This is a genomic window from Nocardia sp. NPDC050175, assembly GCF_044459885.1.
In the GTDB taxonomy this organism is placed as follows: domain Bacteria; phylum Actinomycetota; class Actinomycetes; order Mycobacteriales; family Mycobacteriaceae; genus Nocardia.
The window spans coordinates 120,328-137,315 of the sequence record NZ_JBITJI010000002.1 but is presented as its reverse complement, the minus strand read 5'-3'; the positions used below and the strand labels follow the sequence as shown (position 1 = coordinate 137,315).

The 16,988-nt window shown below is 68.1% G+C and carries 14 protein-coding genes; 8 read left to right on the top strand and 6 right to left on the bottom strand.

The window, feature by feature from the left end; translation table 11 throughout:
• The first annotated feature begins 200 nt into the window (after nucleotides 1–200).
• Nucleotides 201–614: a secondary thiamine-phosphate synthase enzyme YjbQ gene (locus tag ACIBK2_RS06190; protein WP_396964295.1), complete on the top strand. Its 414-nt coding sequence runs from the start codon at nucleotides 201–203 to the stop codon at nucleotides 612–614.
• On the opposite strand, the gene ACIBK2_RS06185 is transcribed toward ACIBK2_RS06190, so the two are convergent.
• On the bottom strand, nucleotides 611–3,316 hold the full coding sequence (locus tag ACIBK2_RS06185; RefSeq protein ID WP_396964293.1) for a LuxR C-terminal-related transcriptional regulator: 2,706 nt from the start codon (nucleotides 3,314–3,316) through the stop codon (nucleotides 611–613). The two genes, ACIBK2_RS06190 and ACIBK2_RS06185, sit on opposite strands and share 4 nt — an antisense overlap.
• Before the next feature lie 170 nt (nucleotides 3,317–3,486).
• On the opposite strand from ACIBK2_RS06185, the gene ACIBK2_RS06180 reads away from it, so the two are divergent.
• Nucleotides 3,487–4,092: a dihydrofolate reductase family protein gene (locus ACIBK2_RS06180; RefSeq protein ID WP_396964291.1), complete on the top strand. Its 606-nt coding sequence runs from the start codon at nucleotides 3,487–3,489 to the stop codon at nucleotides 4,090–4,092.
• Nucleotides 4,093–4,148: 56 nt separating this feature from the next.
• Here the strand turns inward: ACIBK2_RS06180 and ACIBK2_RS06175 are convergent, their stop codons facing one another.
• Nucleotides 4,149–4,724 (bottom strand): dihydrofolate reductase family protein, encoded by a 576-nt coding sequence (locus ACIBK2_RS06175; RefSeq protein WP_396964289.1) that lies wholly within the window; start codon nucleotides 4,722–4,724, stop codon nucleotides 4,149–4,151.
• 73 nt (nucleotides 4,725–4,797) lie between these two features.
• Between ACIBK2_RS06175 and ACIBK2_RS06170 the strand changes: the two genes are divergently transcribed.
• The 4 genes from ACIBK2_RS06170 (at nucleotide 4,798) to ACIBK2_RS06155 (ending at nucleotide 7,681) form a co-directional block, all read left to right on the top strand.
• Complete coding sequence (locus ACIBK2_RS06170; protein ID WP_396964287.1) at nucleotides 4,798–5,370, top strand: TetR/AcrR family transcriptional regulator; 573 nt, start codon at nucleotides 4,798–4,800, stop codon at nucleotides 5,368–5,370.
• Nucleotides 5,371–5,434: 64 nt separating this feature from the next.
• Entirely contained in the window at nucleotides 5,435–5,620 is a 186-nt protein-coding gene (locus ACIBK2_RS06165) for a DUF1918 domain-containing protein (RefSeq protein ID WP_396964285.1), read from the top strand.
• A gap of 288 nt (nucleotides 5,621–5,908) precedes the next feature.
• Complete coding sequence (locus tag ACIBK2_RS06160; protein ID WP_396964283.1) at nucleotides 5,909–6,379, top strand: SRPBCC family protein; 471 nt, start codon at nucleotides 5,909–5,911, stop codon at nucleotides 6,377–6,379.
• A gap of 90 nt (nucleotides 6,380–6,469) precedes the next feature.
• Complete coding sequence (locus ACIBK2_RS06155) at nucleotides 6,470–7,681, top strand: low temperature requirement protein A (RefSeq protein ID WP_396964281.1); 1,212 nt, start codon at nucleotides 6,470–6,472, stop codon at nucleotides 7,679–7,681.
• Here ACIBK2_RS06155 and ACIBK2_RS06150 read toward each other — a convergent pair.
• From ACIBK2_RS06150 to ACIBK2_RS06135, 4 genes are all read right to left on the bottom strand, one after another.
• The gene (locus tag ACIBK2_RS06150) at nucleotides 7,659–8,501 is read right to left on the bottom strand and encodes an ion transporter (protein WP_396964279.1); all 843 of its coding nucleotides are present in this window, start codon (nucleotides 8,499–8,501) and stop codon (nucleotides 7,659–7,661) included. The two genes, ACIBK2_RS06155 and ACIBK2_RS06150, sit on opposite strands and share 23 nt — an antisense overlap.
• A gap of 69 nt (nucleotides 8,502–8,570) precedes the next feature.
• Nucleotides 8,571–10,193, bottom strand: a complete 1,623-nt coding sequence (locus ACIBK2_RS06145; protein WP_396964277.1) for a GMC oxidoreductase — start codon at nucleotides 10,191–10,193, stop codon at nucleotides 8,571–8,573.
• A gap of 202 nt (nucleotides 10,194–10,395) precedes the next feature.
• Entirely contained in the window at nucleotides 10,396–12,015 is a 1,620-nt protein-coding gene (locus tag ACIBK2_RS06140; RefSeq protein WP_396964275.1) for an alpha/beta hydrolase, read from the bottom strand.
• A 165-nt stretch (nucleotides 12,016–12,180) separates the two neighbouring features.
• A complete protein-coding gene (locus tag ACIBK2_RS06135) occupies nucleotides 12,181–12,948 on the bottom strand; it encodes a sulfite exporter TauE/SafE family protein (protein WP_396964273.1) in 768 nt (255 codons plus the stop codon).
• Between the two features lie 269 nt (nucleotides 12,949–13,217).
• Here ACIBK2_RS06135 and leuA point away from each other — a divergent pair, with 269 nt between their 5' ends.
• Entirely contained in the window at nucleotides 13,218–15,011 is a 1,794-nt protein-coding gene (gene leuA / locus ACIBK2_RS06130) for a 2-isopropylmalate synthase (RefSeq protein ID WP_396964271.1), read from the top strand.
• Nucleotides 15,012–15,338: 327 nt separating this feature from the next.
• Nucleotides 15,339–16,985, top strand: coding sequence for an AAA family ATPase (locus ACIBK2_RS06125; protein WP_396965826.1), 1,647 nt, complete (start codon nucleotides 15,339–15,341; stop codon nucleotides 16,983–16,985).
• Nucleotides 16,986–16,988: the final 3 nt, after the last annotated feature.

Genomic DNA, 16,988 nt, shown 5'->3' with positions numbered 1-16,988 from the left:
CAAGATCGACTACCAGCTGCTAACAGCCACCCAGCGTACCGGCCGTCGTCCAGCGGATAACCCCTGCCTCCTCCGCCGACCGCACTTTGAGCTGCTCACACGGGAATTCGGTGCGGTGGCATCGGTGGTACGAGACATCGCTGCGGGTGGCCCGGGCATTGCGCGCCGACGAAACCGGATAGATGACGCACGATGGGGTGATGAAGAGCACGGTATTGACGGTGACCACCGGGCGAACCGAGGTCGTGCAGGACATCACCGGGCAGTGCACGGCGTTCGTGCGCGAGGCTTCCGGCGGGGGTGATGGGTTGCTGAATGTTTTCGTGCCGCATGCGACGGCGGGGATCGCGGTGATGGAACTCGGTGCGCGCAGTGATGACGATCTGCTCGCCGCGCTGCGTGACCTGCTGCCCGCCGATGATCGGTGGCGGCATGCGCATGGGTCGCGTGGGCACGGGCGGTCGCATGTGATGCCCGCGTTGATCGCGCCATACGCGACGATTCCGGTGATAGATGGCGCGATGGCCTTGGGGACCTGGCAGTCCGTCGCGTTGGTGGATCTCAATATCGACAATCCCGATCGGCAGGTGCGGTTGTCGTTCCTCAGCGACTAGCCGTCTGCTGGGACGTGTAGGCGGGCGAGTTCGGTGCGGTTGGCGACGCCGAGCTTGGCGTAGACGTGGGCCAGGTGGGTTTTCACGGTGCCGCGACTGATGAACAAGCGTGCGGCGATCTCCGGATTGGACAGGCCGTCGACGGCGAGATCGACGACGGACCGTTCCATCGGGGTCAGGCTTGCCCAGCCGGAATCCGGGCGGTTGCGTTTGCCGCGTGCCTTGGTGGCGTAGTCGACGGCCTTGGTGATGCCCATGGAACGGCCGCGATCACGGTGGTCGGCCAGGTCCTGTTCGGCGACAAGGGAGCTCAGCAGCGTAAGGGCTACTGCTGCCGATCGCCCCGGTGCCGAGCCGGTGTCGGAGCGGGCGCGGTCGACGGCACCGAGCAGCACGGCGGCCGTGTCGGCCGTGCCGCGCCGGGCCAGCGCCACCGCGAGCGCCTCCAGGCTTGCCACACAACCGAGGACGAGCTCGTGCTCGGCTCGAATGCGTAGCGCTTGGTGGTGCAGGCGCAGCGCTTGTTCGATATCCCTGTGGTGCAACAGGAATGCTTGCTGGTCGAGCACGTCGGCGTACACCGAGGGCAGCGCACGAATCATCGGCTCGGCCGCGAGTGGTTCGAGAAGTGCTGCCGCCACGTCGGATTCGGTTGAACGACCGGTGTCGAGTTCGCTCGATTGCCGCAGTGCGGTGGCCAGCACCACCTGGGTCCACGGGGTGAGCGGCCCATCGGCGGTATCGCCGGGCGTGCGCCCTTCCCGACGGCACCAGGCGATGGCCGCCGCCGGGTCGTCCGCCGCCAGCGCGAGCATGCCGTGCACGCGCTCCCAGCCCGGCACGAAGGGCGAGGCTTCCCCGTCGAGCAGGCGGTCGATCGGGGCGAGCACGGCGGCGGCATCGTCGAGACGCCCTTGGCGCACTCGTATTTCGGCGAGCGCCGCCCGCGCCGAGCCCATGTGATGGAAGTCGTGCAGTGGCTGCGCGGTAGCGACGGCTTGCTCGGCGAGTTCGGCGGCACGCGACAGCTCGCCCGACTGGGCGGTCGCGGTGGCGAGCCAGGTGAGCGCGAAGGAGGTGAAGCCACGGTCGTTGCGCTTGCGCATGCCGACCAGTGCCTGGTCGAGTTGTTCGATGGCGCTACGGTATTCGTCGCGGAACAGGTGGATCAGCCCGAGCAGCGCCTGCATCGAGTCGGCGATGAAGCCGTCGCCGACGCGCAGGGCGTCCCGGTGCAACGCGTCGGCATCGGCGGATGCCCGGTCCAGGTCGAGGCCGAGTTGCTCGACCGCGCACAGCGAGCGCGCCAGCCTGCCGACCGCGTCCGCCCCGATCTCGTCGGCCAATTCGACTGCGGCACGGGCGGACTCGTATCCGACGAAGCCGTAGACGGCGGTGTCGCACACCAGCGCCAACCCGGCCAGCACCCGGGCCTGCAGCTCGTCGCGTGCCCCGGCGCCGCGATCGACGGCAAGCCGCAGCACCTGCACCCCTTCGAGGCCGCGCGGTTCGAGATACCAGAACCACGCCATCGCGGCGGCGAGCCTGCGGCCATCGGTCGGGTCGTCGCGGCTCAATCCCCAGTCGATGGCCGCGCGAATATTGTTCAGTTCCACCGTGATCCGTGCTCGCCAGGCATCCTGGTCGGTGCCGCGCAGCGAATCGGCGCGCTCGACCAACGCGAGATACCCCGCGAGGTGACGGTCACGCAGCTGTTCGGTCTCCCCTGCCTCGGCGAGCCGCAGCAGCGCGTAATCCCGCACCACACCCAGCATTCGATAGCGGGCCACCTCGCCGGTCGTGTCCGCCGAGACCAGCGACTTGTCGATCAACCCGCGCAGGGTCCGCAACGCGCGACCCGGCGTCGGGTCCAACGCGGCCACCGCGTCGGCGGCGAAACCCGGCTCGAACACCCCGAGCCTGCGGAACAGCACCCGTTCGTCGTCGTCGAGCAGGTCATGGCTCCAGCGCATCGATTCCGCGAGGGTCCGCTGCCGGAACGGCGCGGTGCGCGAACCGCCGTCGAGCACCACGAACGGCTCGTGCAGCGAGTCCGCGAGCTGAGCGAGGGACAGGGTGCCCGTCCAACCCGCGGCCAGTTCGAGGGCCAGCGGCAGCCGATCCAGACGGTCGCACACCCGGCGGGCCGCGGCGCGCGCCTCCGGTGTCGGCTCTGCGGTGTGCGCACGCGCGAGGAACAGCGTCAACGCGTTCGCCAGCGCGAGCGGGGGCACCCGGCGCGCCTGCTCGCCGCCGACCCCGAGCGGCGCGCGGCTTGTCGCGAGCACACCGAGTTGTGGACAACGCCCGAGCAGGCCGGTGACCAGCGCCGCGACGCCGTCGCCGAGCTGCTCGCAATTGTCCAGTACCAGCAGGGTTTCGCGGTCGGCGAGCCCGCGCGCCACGGTCGCGACGGGATCGGCACCACCGGGCAGCAGCACGCCGAGGGCCGCGGCGACTCGATGCACCACCGCCGCATCGTCGTGTTCTTCTTCCAGCGCGACCCACCGGACACCGTCCGGCCAGTCGTCGGAAACGGTGCGGGCCACTCGAAGCGCGAGCCGCGTCTTACCGCAGCCACCAGGTCCGACCAGGGTAACGACCCTGCCCGGTGCGACGGCGGCACCGATCGCCGCCAGTTCCTCGGTGCGGCCGATGAACGAGGACAGCTCGGCGGGTAGTGCGTCGGTGGAGTCTGGCATCGCGTCAGCAGTCTGACATGACAGGCCTGCGCGAGCGACCCATATCCGGTCAGGCACCTCGGCCACCTCGGCCACCACATATCGGCCAGCTGGCAGATGTTCCGCGGCCGCCGCGACGGAAGTATCTATCTCAACGACGCGGACAGCGTCACAGACACGAAGGAAACATCATGACGAACACAGGAAACCGCCGGGTCGTTGCCAACATCTCGCTCTCGCTGGACGGCCGCACCAACGGCCCGGGCGGCGACTACGACATGAGCTGGATCGTGCCGCACGCCGTGAGTGACACGACCCGCGACCGGATGGTCCAGATGACCGAGGCGGCCACCACCGCGCTGCTCGGTCGCAAGAACTACCAGGGTTTCGGCGGTTACTGGCCGACCGTCGCGGTCGACGAGAACGCCGACCCGCGCGACCGGGCCTTCGGGCAGTGGCTCGACGCCGTTGAGAAGGTGGTCTTCTCCAGCACGCTCACCGAGGCCCCGTGGCAGCACTCGCGGATCGCGGACGCCGACCCGGTGGCGACCGTCAAGCACCTGCGCGAGCAGGACGTCGGCGACATCGTCGTGCTGGCCAGCAGCAGCGTGATCAAGACGCTACTCGCGGCCGACGAGGTCGACCGGATCCTCATCACCCAGTGCCCCGAGATCGCCGGCGGCGGCGCCCGCCTCTTCGAGGACGGCCTCGCGGCGTCGAGCTGGTCGCTGACCGACCTGTCCACCACCGAGTCCGGCGCGCTGTACCTGATCTACGACCGGGTCCGCGGCGAATGATCTCCCCCTACGGCGACGGCCGCAGCGAAAGCTGTTCGCCCGTCGCCATTGTCGGGTCAGGCGCGGGTGAACCAGGTGACCTGTGCGCCGTTGCCGAATTCCGCGCGCCGGGTCGGCGCGAAAAGGGTCGGCCGGAACTCGCCGGTGAAGGCGGAGATGCCGCTGCCCGCGACAACGGGGTAGCTCTTGATGATCAGCTCGTCGATCTCGCCGAGCAGCTGGGCGGCGAGATTGCCGCCGCCGCAGAGCCAGATGTCTTGGCCCTCTTCTTTTTTGAGCTGTTGCACCAGACCGAGCGGGTCGGCGTCGACCAATTCCACTGCCGGGTCATCGATTCGGCCGAGCTTGCTGGACACCATGTACTGCTTCATGTGCGGGTACGGGCTGCTCACGCCGATGGACAGGGCGGGCTCGTAGGTGCCGCGACCCATGAGCACGGTGCCGAACCGCTTGTTCGGCTCGTCGGCGGGCATGCCGAAGTGCGGCCGGACGAACGACGGGACGAACTCCGGGTACTCCGCATTGAGCGAAGCGCCCATCTCCGCGTCGACGGGATAGAAGTCGTACTCGCCGCCCGGACCTGCGATGTATCCGTCGAGCGACACGGCGACGTAGTAGACAAGCTTTCGCATTCCGGTACCGCCCAATCCGTTGTACTCTATCTGTAGTGATTTGAAAGTAGTACTACGGATGGAGTGGTGTCAAGTGCGGACTAACCCCGAGCGTCGACAGGCCCTGCTCGATGCGGCGATCGAAGTCCTGGCCAGCGACGGAGCGCGCGGACTCACCTTCCGCGCGGTGGACAAGGAGGCGGCGGTGCCCGCGGGCACCGCGTCGAACTACTTCGCCAACCGCGACGACCTCCTCACCCAGGCGGGCAGCCGCTTCTACGAGCGGCTGGCGCCGAGCGCGGCCGCCATGAGCCAGCTGGCCGACGGCCCGAAGAACCGCGCGCACATCACGAAGCTGATGCAGGAGGTGGTCGAGCGCATCGAGGCCTACCGCACCGGCTACCTCGCCTTGCTCGAGCTGCGCCTCGAGGCGACCCGGCGACCGGAACTGCGCGCCGTGCTGACCGAGCGGGTGCGCGCGGACGTGGAATTCAACGTGCGCAACCACCTCGACGCCGGACTGCCCGGCGATGAAAAGTCGGTAATACTGCTCTATTTGGCACTGAACTGGCTGATCGTGGACCGGCTCACGCTGCCGGGCGTATTCACCGAGGAGCAGAGCCAGGAACTGATCGCGGCCGCGGTGGATCGCGTCATCGAGGCATGAAGACCGCGCGGTCTCCATGGCCGATTCCTTGTGACCCGCGTCACCGGCATCCGATAATGAGTCGATGATGGCGAATGTCGGAGATCGACTGCTCGTGCACGGACACGTTGTGGGCCAAGGTGATCGCCACGGGGAGATCATCGAGGTGCGCGGACCGGAAGGATCACCGCCCTACCTCGTGCGCTACGCCGACGGGCGTGAGTCGCTGGTATATCCGGGGCCCGACGCGATAGTCGAACCGGCCAACTGACGTCGGCCGCCGTCGCAATGGCCGCATTGTGACGCGCCTTCGCACGGTGATTCGGCGATGCGGCCTGGGTACCGACTTTCGATGACATCCGCGCTGCACACCACTTGGAAGATGGCACAAATCTTCCGCATGGAACTTGTTAGCGCACTTCCGATGTCCGCTTTTGGACACCAAAAGACCACGTCGGTCTCGCGAACGGACTATCCGGCTCGGCGACGAGGTTGACGAATCAGATAACCGATAGAGAGAATCGGGCTGAGTTGTCCATCGGGGGTCGGAAGGTTTTGCATGCGCACGAGAACCGATATTCGATTCGTCGTCGACGCCGATTCCACGCAAGTGATGGATGCGCTGGCCGCTGTCGAAATGTTGCCGGAATGGTCGCCGGGATATACCGATGCCCGCGTCGCATCACGTGACGAGGCGGGCAGGCCGGTTCGAGTTTTCGTCAAGACCGAACTTCTCGGCAGCTCCGATCTGCAAGTGCTGGAATACGATTGGTCAGGCAACCGATCATCCTGGCAGGTCACCGACAGTACTCGGGGCGCGAAGGGCGGCGGCTGGTTCGAGGTCAGCGCGGGCGCGGAGGCCACCGACGTCTGGTTCCACGCCGAGGTCTACCTCCCCATCCCGGTGCCCGGACTACTACTCAAGCGCACCGTGCGCAAGCAGAACGAGATCGCGGTGCAGAATTTCATCGAGTTCGCCGAGGCGTTTCCGGAAGCGGAAACAATGAAGCCGTATAGCTATAACGAATAACCGGCAGTAGCCGCACGCTCAGAGCGAAATCGGGCGACGCGCAGCCAAGCAAGCACCCGCCGACCCGATCGGGGTGCGACTATGTGCACCATGATCGGTTCCAAACGGGTTCGGCTGCAGGCGGTGGCCGAAGGCGAGTCGGTGACACAGCTCGAGCTGTTCTTCGACCTGGTGCTCGTCTTCGCGTTCACCATGGTCACCGACCTGGCGGCGGAAGAGACCAGCGTCAAGAACATGCTGCGCGCGTTTCTCGTGCTCGCGGTGATGTGGTGGCTGTGGATCGCCTACTCCTGGCTCGGCAACGTGGTTCGCGCCGACGAGGGCTTCGCCAGGGTCGCGATGTTCGCCGCGATGGGTGGCGCGTTCCTCGCCGCGCTCGCCATCCCCGAGGCCTTCCACGATCTGCCCGGCGGCTGGTACGGCCCGCTGGTCTTCGCGATCGCGTATCTGGTCGTGCGGCTGGTGCACGTCGGCATGTTCTGGCTGGCCAGCGCCGAGGACGCGCAGCTGCGCGGTCAGGTGCTGCGCTGGTCGCTCGGCTCGATCACCCTCGGCACCACGCTGCTGGTGATCGCGGCGATGACCTCCGGCGCGGTCCAGATCGGGTTGTGGATCGCCGCCATCGCGGGTGACTATCTGTGGACGCTGTTCGCGGGCACCGACTGGCGCTTGAATTCGGCCAGCCACTTCGCGGAACGGTACGGACTGATCATTATCGTCGCGCTCGGCGAATCGATCGTTTCGATCGGTATCGGCGTTGCCGGACTGCCTATCTCATGGCCGATCGCGGTGGGCGCGCTGCTCGGGCTCGCGGTATCCGGACTGCTGTGGTGGACGTATTTCGATGTCGCCGCGCTGTCCATCGAACACGAGCTCGAGCATGCCGACGGCGCCAGGCAGATCAAGATCGCGCGGGGCGCCTATACCTTTTGGCATTTCCCGATGATCGCCGGAATCATCGCACTGTCACTGGGTTTGAAGAAAGTCCTCTACTATGTCGGCGACGAGTCACATCACACGCTGAAAGACGCGTTGTACGGAATTCCGTTGTTCGCGTTGTACGGCGGAGTTGTGCTGTATCTGATCGCGTTGGTCGGCGCGAAACACTATGCGACAGGGCAGGTCAGCCTGCCGCGGGTGATCGTCATCGTCGCGCTGCTCGCGTTGATCCCGCTGGCCGCCGCGCTGCCCGCATTGGCCGCCCTGGCCATGCTGTGCGCGGTGCTCGCCATCCTGATCGTCTGGGAAACAATTCAATTCGCGCAGCCGAGGGACGAGATCAGGCACGGGGTATCCGACTGAGGTGATGCCGCACGCTGTGTTCGGCCGGCGTCGGGCCGTATGCGGACGGCGGCACCCGGACATCGTTGCGCACCGCGTGCCGGATCTGATCGATGTTCTCGCGCAACACATCCGAGACCAGCTCGTCGGTGCGCGGATCCTCCAGCACCTGGAACAGGATGCGGAACGTGGTGTCGGCGATCAGCCGGATGATGTCGTCGTGGAACGGGATGTAGCGCACCCGGCCCGCCTGCGGATCCTTCTTGATCAGCTCCAGGATCATCTCGTCCATCTCGGCGCGGTTCTCCTGTAGCGCCGCCGCGATATTGCGGGTGTAGTGGCCGGTGCGCATCACCGAGGCGACCTCGTCCATCACCGCGATGGTCATCGGCCGTTTGATCGTGTCCACGATGGTCAGCACGAACCGGTTGACCACGGCGGCGGTGATCCGATCGCCGAAAACGCGGTCGGCGACCCGGCCGAGCCGGACCACGATCACCACGATCCGCAGCAACCGGAACCCGCGGAAGAACGGGCTGGTCACCGGGATCATGCCGAGGACCTCGTACCAGTAGACGAACGGGAACGTCCACGGCCAGCCCGCCCGGCGCCAGCGCCACAGGAACTCGACGGCGAACACGCCACAGATCGTCCAGTCGACGACCACGATCGTGTGATGGGTGTGCGCGGACACGTCGAAGAAGGTGATCCAGACGACGAGTGCCACCGACACGACGGCCAGTGCCAGCATGAAGAAATCAGTCCACAACGCGGGCGGTTTACGCGGGTAATCGCCCTCCGGGAGCTCCTCGCTGACCGGAGTGGTACTGGCAGCTGTCACCTGGGTGTCCCTTCAACGCCGAACGGTCGTGCCGACACTAGTCGGCACGACCGCGCTGCGGCTGGATCGCTACTTCCCGGTGCGGATGATGGCCTCGATATTGCGCTCCGCGAGCGCGGCGATGGTGAGCGACGGATTGACCGTGCCGGTGCTGCCCGGAATGGCGGCACCGTCCATCACGTACAGACCGGGGTGCCCGTGCACCCTGCCGTAGCCGTCGGTGGCCTTGCCGAGCACCGCGCCGCCCAGCGGGTGCGCGGTGAACAGCGCGTTGGCGTCGTAGCCGAGGGCGCCGTATTCGAGCACCGCGTCGGCCCGTTCGGCGATCCGGTGATCGACCGCGCGGGCCGCGGCCACCATGTCGTCCCGGTTCCGGCTCGGCCAGGACAGGCCGACCCGGTTCGCGGCCGCGTCGTAGCCGAACCGGGCGCGGGCCGGGTCGAGCACCATGCCGAGCGAGGCGAGCGCGCCCGTCTCGAACGGAATGCCGGGGATGTACCAGCTTTCCAGGCTGAGCGGCAAGCCCGACTCGTCGAAGATCCGGCTCGCGCTCGGCACGCCCTGCCCGAAACCGGCCAGCGCGCTCGCACCACGACCGAGCACCACGTCGCCGTTGGTGCCCCAGCCGTCGCCGACGTGCTCGTTGAGGTTGGGCAGCGCGCCGGTCGCCTGGGCGCGGACCAGCAGCTCCGAGGTGCCGACCGAGCCTGCGCCGAGGAAGAGCTGATCGCAGGTGAGCGTACGGGTGCCGAGCACCTCGCCGGTCGGCGCCAGCTTCGTCACCCGGACCGAGAACCGGCCGCCCGGCTCCTGGGCGATGGACTCCACCTGATGGCCGGGGAAGATCCCGGACCGGCCGGTGGCCTCCGCGTACTTCAGATAGTTCTGATTGAGGTCGAACTTGGCGCCGTTGGAGTTGCCGAGGTTGCTGCGGGCGGCGGTGGCCGACTCCCGGCTACCACCTGCCAGCTCGGCCCGCAGGATGTCCCAGTTGAAGATCGAGTCGTTCGGCGTCGGCTGGTAGCCGGCCTTGCGCACCTGGTCGTCCCACGCCCTGGAGTGTGCGAACGGCTTGGCGCCGTAGATGTCGCCCGGCATCGAGTTGAGCCGCAGCATCTCCCGCACCCGCGGGTAGTAGACCCGATCCAGCTCGCCGTACTCGACCGTGCCGGCGAAGAGGTGGTCGAAGAAGCGGCGCTCCGGGGCCACCATCGCGCCGGTGAAGACGACCGACCCGCCGCCGACCGCGGCCGCGCGCCACACATCGATGCCCGGATAGGTGGTGCAGTCGAGCACGCCGCCGAAGCTGGCGAACGTCATCGGCACCTTGCTGACGCCGGTGAAGCTGGTGCGATGCCAGAAGCCGCGCCCGTCCGGCAGGTCGTCGCCGGTGAAGATCTCCCGCCATGGATCGTTGGGCCAGCGCGACCCGCGCTCCAGCACCGTGTTCGCGATACCCGCCTCGGCCAGCCGCAACGCGGTGACCGCGGCGCCGAAGCCGGAGCCGATCACGATCGCGGGCGTGTGCTCGGGCGGGTCGGGTAGTGGGGCAAAAATTTCCGGTACCCACGACTGGAACAGCAGGTTCCACACCGGGTCCGCGGACGCCGGTGCGGTGGCCCGCAGCGTTCCCGCGGCAGCACCGAACAGCGCGGCCGTACCGGCCGCTTTGAAGAAGGCACGTCTTCGCACCCAGCCACCTCCCTCATCACGCATGGCCGAGCGCAGATTACCGGTATTCCCGCTAGCTGAACAGTTGTTGCCTGACCGTCATCCGTTGTCTCCCTTCCATTGTCCCGTCGGCCGGGCCCGCGGCCGACCCCGGCGCGGGGAACGGCAGCGTGACGAGCAGGCCACGAAACGCCTGCGGCAGATGGACAGCAGGGGGCGCGACTCAGTCGGTGAACGGTGCCCGATCGGCCTTGCAGGTCGCGCCGGGCGCGGGAAGTTGCTGGTCGATGAGGTAGCGCTCCTGCAGACGCCGGGTGCAGTCGACGGTGGTGTCGTGGCCGTAGCCGCCCTCGACGACCACCAGGCGCGCGTTCACCAGTGCTTGCTGCGCCTTGCGTGCCGCGGTCAGCGGTGTGACCGGATCGAACCGGTTGTTGAACAGCAGCGCGGGCACGTCCGAGCGCAGGATCCACGGACCGGCGTAGCGCTGCGGGTAGTCACCCGGCGGGGTCGGCCACGAGGCGCACGGCTGCCGCAGGTACAGCCAGAACGAACTGAAGGTGGCGTCGTCGGTGTCCAATTCCTTTGCCATCGTTGGCCATTGCTCCGGCTCACGGGGAAAAGTGTTGTCCGCGCAGGAGATTGCGGTGAACGAGTCGAGGAATCCCGGCGGCACCGCGTTCGCGTCGAGGATCGCGCGCACGACGTCGGGGTTGCCCGCGGCGCCGCGCTCGAGTTCGGTGAGCAGTTGGGCCAGCGCGGGCCAGCCGTCCTTGGGGTCGTACAGCATCAGCGTGTGCGGCGAGATGACGGTGGCATAGCTGACCGTCTGGGCGTGCTCGCCCTCGCCGACCACCACGGGTCCCTGCCGCAGCCGGTCAAGCAGGGCGAGATCGCGGGCGCGCAAATCCGCACCGTCGCTTGCCTTTTGGTCGCTGCGGATCTGCCCGATCGGATCGGCCGGCGCCTTGCCCGGGCTCGCGAAGGCGCAGCGCGACTGACCCGCCTGGGCGCACAGCCGGAAGAACTCCGACAGCACCTCGTCGGTGCCCGTCGCCGCGGCGGCGACCTCGGCGCGGGTGTCCGAGGTGTAGGCGTCCGGGTCGATCATCGAGCTCAGGCTCAGCGCCCGCACCCGATCGCCGAAGACCGCGCCGTACACCTCGCCGAGATAGCTTGCGTACGAACCACCTTCGTAGGTCAGCCGCTTGTCGCCGACGGCTCGGCGCAGCAGATCCAGGTCGCGGGCGGCGTCGACGGTGGTCAGGTGCGGCAGCAACGCGGCACTGTTGGCCGCACAATTTGCCGACAGATCGCGGCTGAAGCGCGCCTGCGCGGCCTCCTGCTCGGCATTCACCGGCGGAATCGACGCGCCTGCCCAAAATCGTTGCTCCGCTTCGGCATCGGCGAAGCAGCGGACCGGCGAGCTGCGCCCGACGCCGCGCTGATCGAAGGTCACCACGTCGAAGCGGCGGGCGATCTCGCCGGGGAACATCGGACCGGTGCTCGCCCAGTGGATGCCGGAGCCGCCCGGCCCGCCCGCCGCGGTGAAGAGGGTGCCGATGCGCCGCGACTGATCGGTCGCGGGCTGGCGGACCAGCGCGAGGCCGAGCGTCGGACCGTCCGGGTGCGCGTAGTCGACCGGCACCGCCGCCGTCGCGCATTGCAGCTTGCTCAGGGTTTTCTCCTGGCACGGCGCCCAGTCCAGCCGCGGCGTCGGCGCGGCATCGGCCTGGGCGACCAGGTCGGCCACCGCCTGCTCATGCTTCTTCGGCGTCCCGCAGCCGCTCGCCGCCAGCGTCGCTGCCAGCGCGGCAACGACGACGATCCTCCACCCACGCATGCCGATCATCTTGTGCCGCAACGACACGGCGGTCGTCCCCCGCAGGGATGAATTGCACCCTGAGATCGCCTGCGCCGTCGACCCTGACGGGACCACTAGGACCGGACCCGCCGCAGCCGCGGCACCGGCGCTGCGTCGCTGTTCGCCGAAGTCACGTGCCACCTCCTAAGTCATCAACAGTCGGACCACCGCGATGAGGCCGACCACCACGATGACCGCGCGCAACGCGGTCGGCGGCATCCGTCTGCCCATCTTCGCACCGAGCTGCCCGCCGATGATGGAGCCGAGCGCGATCAGCAGCACCGCGCGCCAGTCCACGTCGGCGATCACGATGAAGATCACCGCGGCCACCGCGTTCACCAGCATCGACAGCACGTTCTTGATGCCGTTGAGTCGCTGCATGTCGTCGTGCACGAACACACCGAGCATCCCCATCAACAACACACCCTGTGCCGCGCCGAAATAGCCGCCGTAGACACCGGCCGCGTAGATCAGCACGAGCAAGATCGGGCCACCGTGCTTCGGCGCGGGACTGTCGCCGTTCTCGCGCCGCTGCTTGACCCACCGCGACAGCCTCGGCTGCACGACAACGAGCACCAGGGCCGCGATGATCAGCACCGGCACGATCGCCTTGAACGCGGTCGCGGGCAGTGTGAGCAGCAGTACCGCGCCGGTGATGCCGCCGAGCAGCGACGCGGTGCCGAAGCGCAGCAGTCGTTCGCGCTGTCCGGCGAGTTCGCGCCGATAGCCGTGCACGCCGCTGATCGCGCCGGGCACCAGACCGATCGTGTTGGAGACATTCGCGGTCACCGGCGGCAGCCCGAAGGCGAGCAGTACCGGGAAGGTGAGCAGCGTGCCCGAACCAACGATCGTATTGATGCCGCCCGCCGCGATGCCCGCACCGAAGACGGCCAGCTGTTCCAGCCAAGTCATAACAAAATTCCGTTCGACGTCCCGTCGGACCAAACGGTCCGTACAAGCGTTTGTTCCGGCTCGAACGCTAGTGGCACTGTCGGTTGAACAGACGACGGGACCGGGGTTCCGCAGGTGTATTGCCACACGGTAAACTCGCCGACATCATGCAGCGGGCACTTCTTCTCAGCCGCCGCGACGGGGTCTGATCGGACCGGCTCCCGTCGCGGGGTTTCGCCGCGCCGGTCGACCCACCCTTTGGGAAACACCACACCCTCGGAGTAATCGCCATGTCCCCTGCTGACGCCTTCGTATCCGGCGCGCGCACCATCACGCCGCCGTCCAAGCCCGCCCCGGCCGACCAGGCCGCGTGGAACGCGCAGAAGAACTCCTCGATGCCGACCTTCCGGTACCGGCCCTTCGCCGAGGAGGTCGAGCCGGTCGCCGTGCCCGACCGCACCTGGCCGGACAAGATCATCGATGTCGCGCCCGGCTGGTGCGCGGTCGACCTGCGCGACGGCAACCAGGCCCTGATCGATCCGATGAGCCCGGCCCGCAAGCGCCGCATGTTCGACCTGCTGGTGCGGATGGGTTACAAGGAGATCGAGGTCGGCTTCCCGTCGGCCAGCCAGACCGACTTCGACTTCGTCCGCGAGATCATCGAGGACGGCGCGATCCCCGACGACGTCTCCATCCAGGTGCTGACCCAGTGTCGCGCCGAGCTGATCGAGCGCACCTTCGAGGCCTGCGCCAGCGCGCAGAACGTGATCGTGCACTTCTACAACTCCACCTCGATCCTGCAGCGCAAGGTGGTGTTCCGCGCCGACCGCGCGGCGGTCAAGAAGATCGCCACCGACGCCGCGGCGCTGTGCCTGGAGATCGAAAAGCGCTACCCCGACACCAACTGGCGCTATGAATACAGCCCGGAGTCCTACACCGGCACCGAGCTGGAGTACGCCAAGGAGGTCTGCGACGCGGTCTCCGAGATCATCGCGCCGACCCCGGACAAGCCGCTGATCATCAACCTGCCCGCCACCGTCGAGATGGCGACGCCGAACGTCTACGCCGACTCGATCGAGTGGATGAGCCGCAACCTGGCCCGCCGCGAGTCGATCGTGCTGTCGCTGCACCCGCACAACGATCGCGGCACCGCCGTGGCCGCCGCCGAGCTGGGCTACCAGGCGGGCGCGGACCGGATCGAGGGCTGCCTGTTCGGCAACGGCGAGCGCACCGGCAACGTCTGCCTGGTCACCCTGGGCATGAACCTGTTCTCCCGCGGCGTCGACCCGCAGATCAACTTCTCCGACATCGACGAGATCCGGCGCACCGTCGAGTACTGCAACCAGCTGGCCGTCGCCGAGCGCCACCCGTACGGCGGCGACCTGGTCTACACCGCGTTCTCCGGCAGCCACCAGGACGCCATCAACAAGGGCCTGGACGCGATGAAGGTCGCGGCCGACGACGCGGACGCCGACGTGGACGACATGATCTGGGCGGTGCCGTACCTGCCGATCGACCCGAAGGATGTCGGGCGCACCTACGAGGCCGTCATCCGGGTGAACTCGCAGTCCGGCAAGGGCGGCGTCGCCTACATCATGAAGACCGATCACGGGCTGGCACTGCCGCGCAGGCTGCAGATCGAGTTCTCCCAGGCGGTCCAGCGGATCACCGACGGCGAGGGCGGCGAGGTCACCCCGAAGGAAATGTGGGACGTCTTCGCCAGCGAGTACCTGAGCCCGATCCGGCCGCTGGAGCGGATCCGGCAGAAGGTCACCGCGTCCGAGACCGACGGCGGCACCGACACCATCGCCGTGGTGGTCAAGGTCGACGGGGTCGAGCAGGAGATCACCGGCACCGGCAACGGCCCGCTCGCCGCGTTCATCGACGCGATCGCCACGGTCGGCTTCGACGTACGCGTGCTGGACTACTCCGAGCACGCGATGTCCGCGGGTGACGACGCGCAGGCCGCCGCCTACGTGGAGTGCGCGATCGGCGACAAGGTGGTGTGGGGCGTCGGCATCGCCACCTCCATCACCACCGCGTCACTGCGCGCGGTGGTCTCCGCGGTGAACCGCGCACACTAGAGCGCGATCGCGGTCGGCGCGTGCGGTGGTCTCCTCGGCCAACCGAGCACGCTGATAGCGCAGGTCGAGTACGGTAGAGCCGGGCACGGTGGTCGTTGATCGACCCCGTGTCCGGCTCTCGATCTTGCTGTCGGAGACCAGATATCAGCGGCGTGTCATACGGGCGCGTCCGCTATACATACCGCGACGCGAGCCCGCGAACCCCGTGCTAGCGTTGGTTTCGCACTCAAGCGCCGAGCTCTCTGCTCGTAGTCCCGAGCAGATGGGGGAACTGTGACAACAAACGACCACAACCCGACCTCACCGCCCTGGCTGCAGAGTCAAGCGGTGGACACGGCCGACGGCACCGAGTCGGAGCAAGCCGCCGATTCGACGGCAGCGCAGCCCGACGGGGAAGTGGCGGAGTCCGAGACGGCCGAAGTGACGGACAAGCCGGACCAGGATCCGGCCGAGCCCGACTTCAGCGGCTCGACGGACCAGACCGTGTCCTATCCGCACGCCGCGATGCCGCCGCAGTCCTACGGTCCGCCCGAGGGTTTCCAGCCGCCGCCCGGCTCCGCCGAGCAGTACGGCGGCTACGCGCCGCCGAACGCCGGGCCGTTCGCGCCACCCGGCGCATATGAGCCGTACCAGACCGGCCAGTACCAGTCGGTGGCCGCGCACAGCGGTAGCCATCAGGTCGCGCCGGAGCCGCAGCAGAATTCGGGCTACGGCGAATACCGGCAGGAGATCGGCCCCGACGGCCTGGTCCGCCGGGTGCCGCAGGAACACGCCGAAGCCGGTGCGCCGCAAGCCGATCAGCCGGCCGGACCGATCTACAGCTGGGCGCCGCCGCCACCGCCGGTGACCCACCACCAGCCGCCGCCACCGCCCGCGTATCAGCAGCCGCCCGCCCCGATGGGGCAGCAGCCGCAGGGACCGCCGATGGGACAGGTGCCACCGCCGAGCTGGCAGGGCGGACCGAACCCGCACCAGCCCGCGCAGCCGTTCCAGCCGCAGCATGTGCCGGCGCCCGGTCAGCCCGGCCACTCGGTCAACGACCTGAACCTGCTCAAGCGCGCCCGGCGCGCGCCGCGCAGCGGCTGGCGGCGTGCGGTGCACAAGGCCACCGGCGGCGTGCTCAACCCCGGCGAGTCCGCGGCCGACGTCGTCTACCGCGACCTCGTCGACCGGGTGAATCAGCCGGTGCGCGGCGACTATCGGATCGCGATCCTGTCGCTCAAGGGCGGCGTCGGCAAGACCACCACCACGGTCGGCCTTGGTTCGACGTTCGCGTCGCTGCGCGGTGACCGCGTCATCGCGATCGACGCCAACCCCGACTTGGGCACGCTCGCCCACCGGGTGCCGCGGCAGACCCGCTCCACCGTGCGCAACCTGCTCGAGGACCAGCACATCAGCCGGTACTCGGACGTGCGCGCGCACACCTCGCAGGCGCCGAGCCGACTGGAAGTGCTTGCCAGCGAACAGGATCCGGCGGTCTCCGAGGCGTTCAGCGAGGCCGACTACCGCAAGGCCATCGGCATCCTGCAGTCGTTCTACAACATCATCCTGACCGACTGCGGCACCGGCCTGATGCACTCGGCCATGGCGGGCGTGCTCGATATGGCCAGCTCGCTGGTGCTGGTCACCTCGCCTGCCATCGACGGCGCGCGCAGCGCCTCGGCCACGCTGGACTGGCTGGACCACCACGGCTACGGCAAGCTCGTCGAGCGCACCGTCGTCGTGGTCAACGCCTCCCGCCGCGGCGCCTCCACGGTCGACCTCGACCAGTTGCGCAAGCTCTTCCTCGACCGCACCCGCGCGGTCCAGGTGGTGCCCTTCGACGATCATCTCGCCGAAGGCGCGGAGATCGACCTGGAGCTGGTCAGCAAGCCGACCCGGCGGGCCCTGCTGGAACTGGGCGCGATGGTCGCCGACGACTTCGGTTACGTCGGCGCGCAGCAGTACCACCACCCCGGGCCGATGGGACACTAGCGA

Excerpts from the sequence above, each read along its gene's own strand:
- ACIBK2_RS06140 (WP_396964275.1), bottom strand. The coding sequence starts at position 12,015 with ATGCGTGGGTGGAGGATCGTCGTCGTTGCCGCGCTGGCAGCGACGCTG.
- ACIBK2_RS06190 (WP_396964295.1), top strand. The coding sequence starts at position 201 with ATGAAGAGCACGGTATTGACGGTGACCACCGGGCGAACCGAGGTCGTG.
- ACIBK2_RS06180 (WP_396964291.1), top strand. The coding sequence starts at position 3,487 with ATGACGAACACAGGAAACCGCCGGGTCGTTGCCAACATCTCGCTCTCG.
- ACIBK2_RS06185 (WP_396964293.1), bottom strand. The coding sequence starts at position 3,316 with ATGCCAGACTCCACCGACGCACTACCCGCCGAGCTGTCCTCGTTCATC.
- ACIBK2_RS06165 (WP_396964285.1), top strand. The coding sequence starts at position 5,435 with ATGATGGCGAATGTCGGAGATCGACTGCTCGTGCACGGACACGTTGTG.
- ACIBK2_RS06175 (WP_396964289.1), bottom strand. The coding sequence starts at position 4,724 with ATGCGAAAGCTTGTCTACTACGTCGCCGTGTCGCTCGACGGATACATC.
- ACIBK2_RS06160 (WP_396964283.1), top strand. The coding sequence starts at position 5,909 with ATGCGCACGAGAACCGATATTCGATTCGTCGTCGACGCCGATTCCACG.
- leuA (WP_396964271.1), top strand. The coding sequence starts at position 13,218 with ATGTCCCCTGCTGACGCCTTCGTATCCGGCGCGCGCACCATCACGCCG.
- ACIBK2_RS06155 (WP_396964281.1), top strand. The coding sequence starts at position 6,470 with ATGATCGGTTCCAAACGGGTTCGGCTGCAGGCGGTGGCCGAAGGCGAG.
- ACIBK2_RS06135 (WP_396964273.1), bottom strand. The coding sequence starts at position 12,948 with ATGACTTGGCTGGAACAGCTGGCCGTCTTCGGTGCGGGCATCGCGGCG.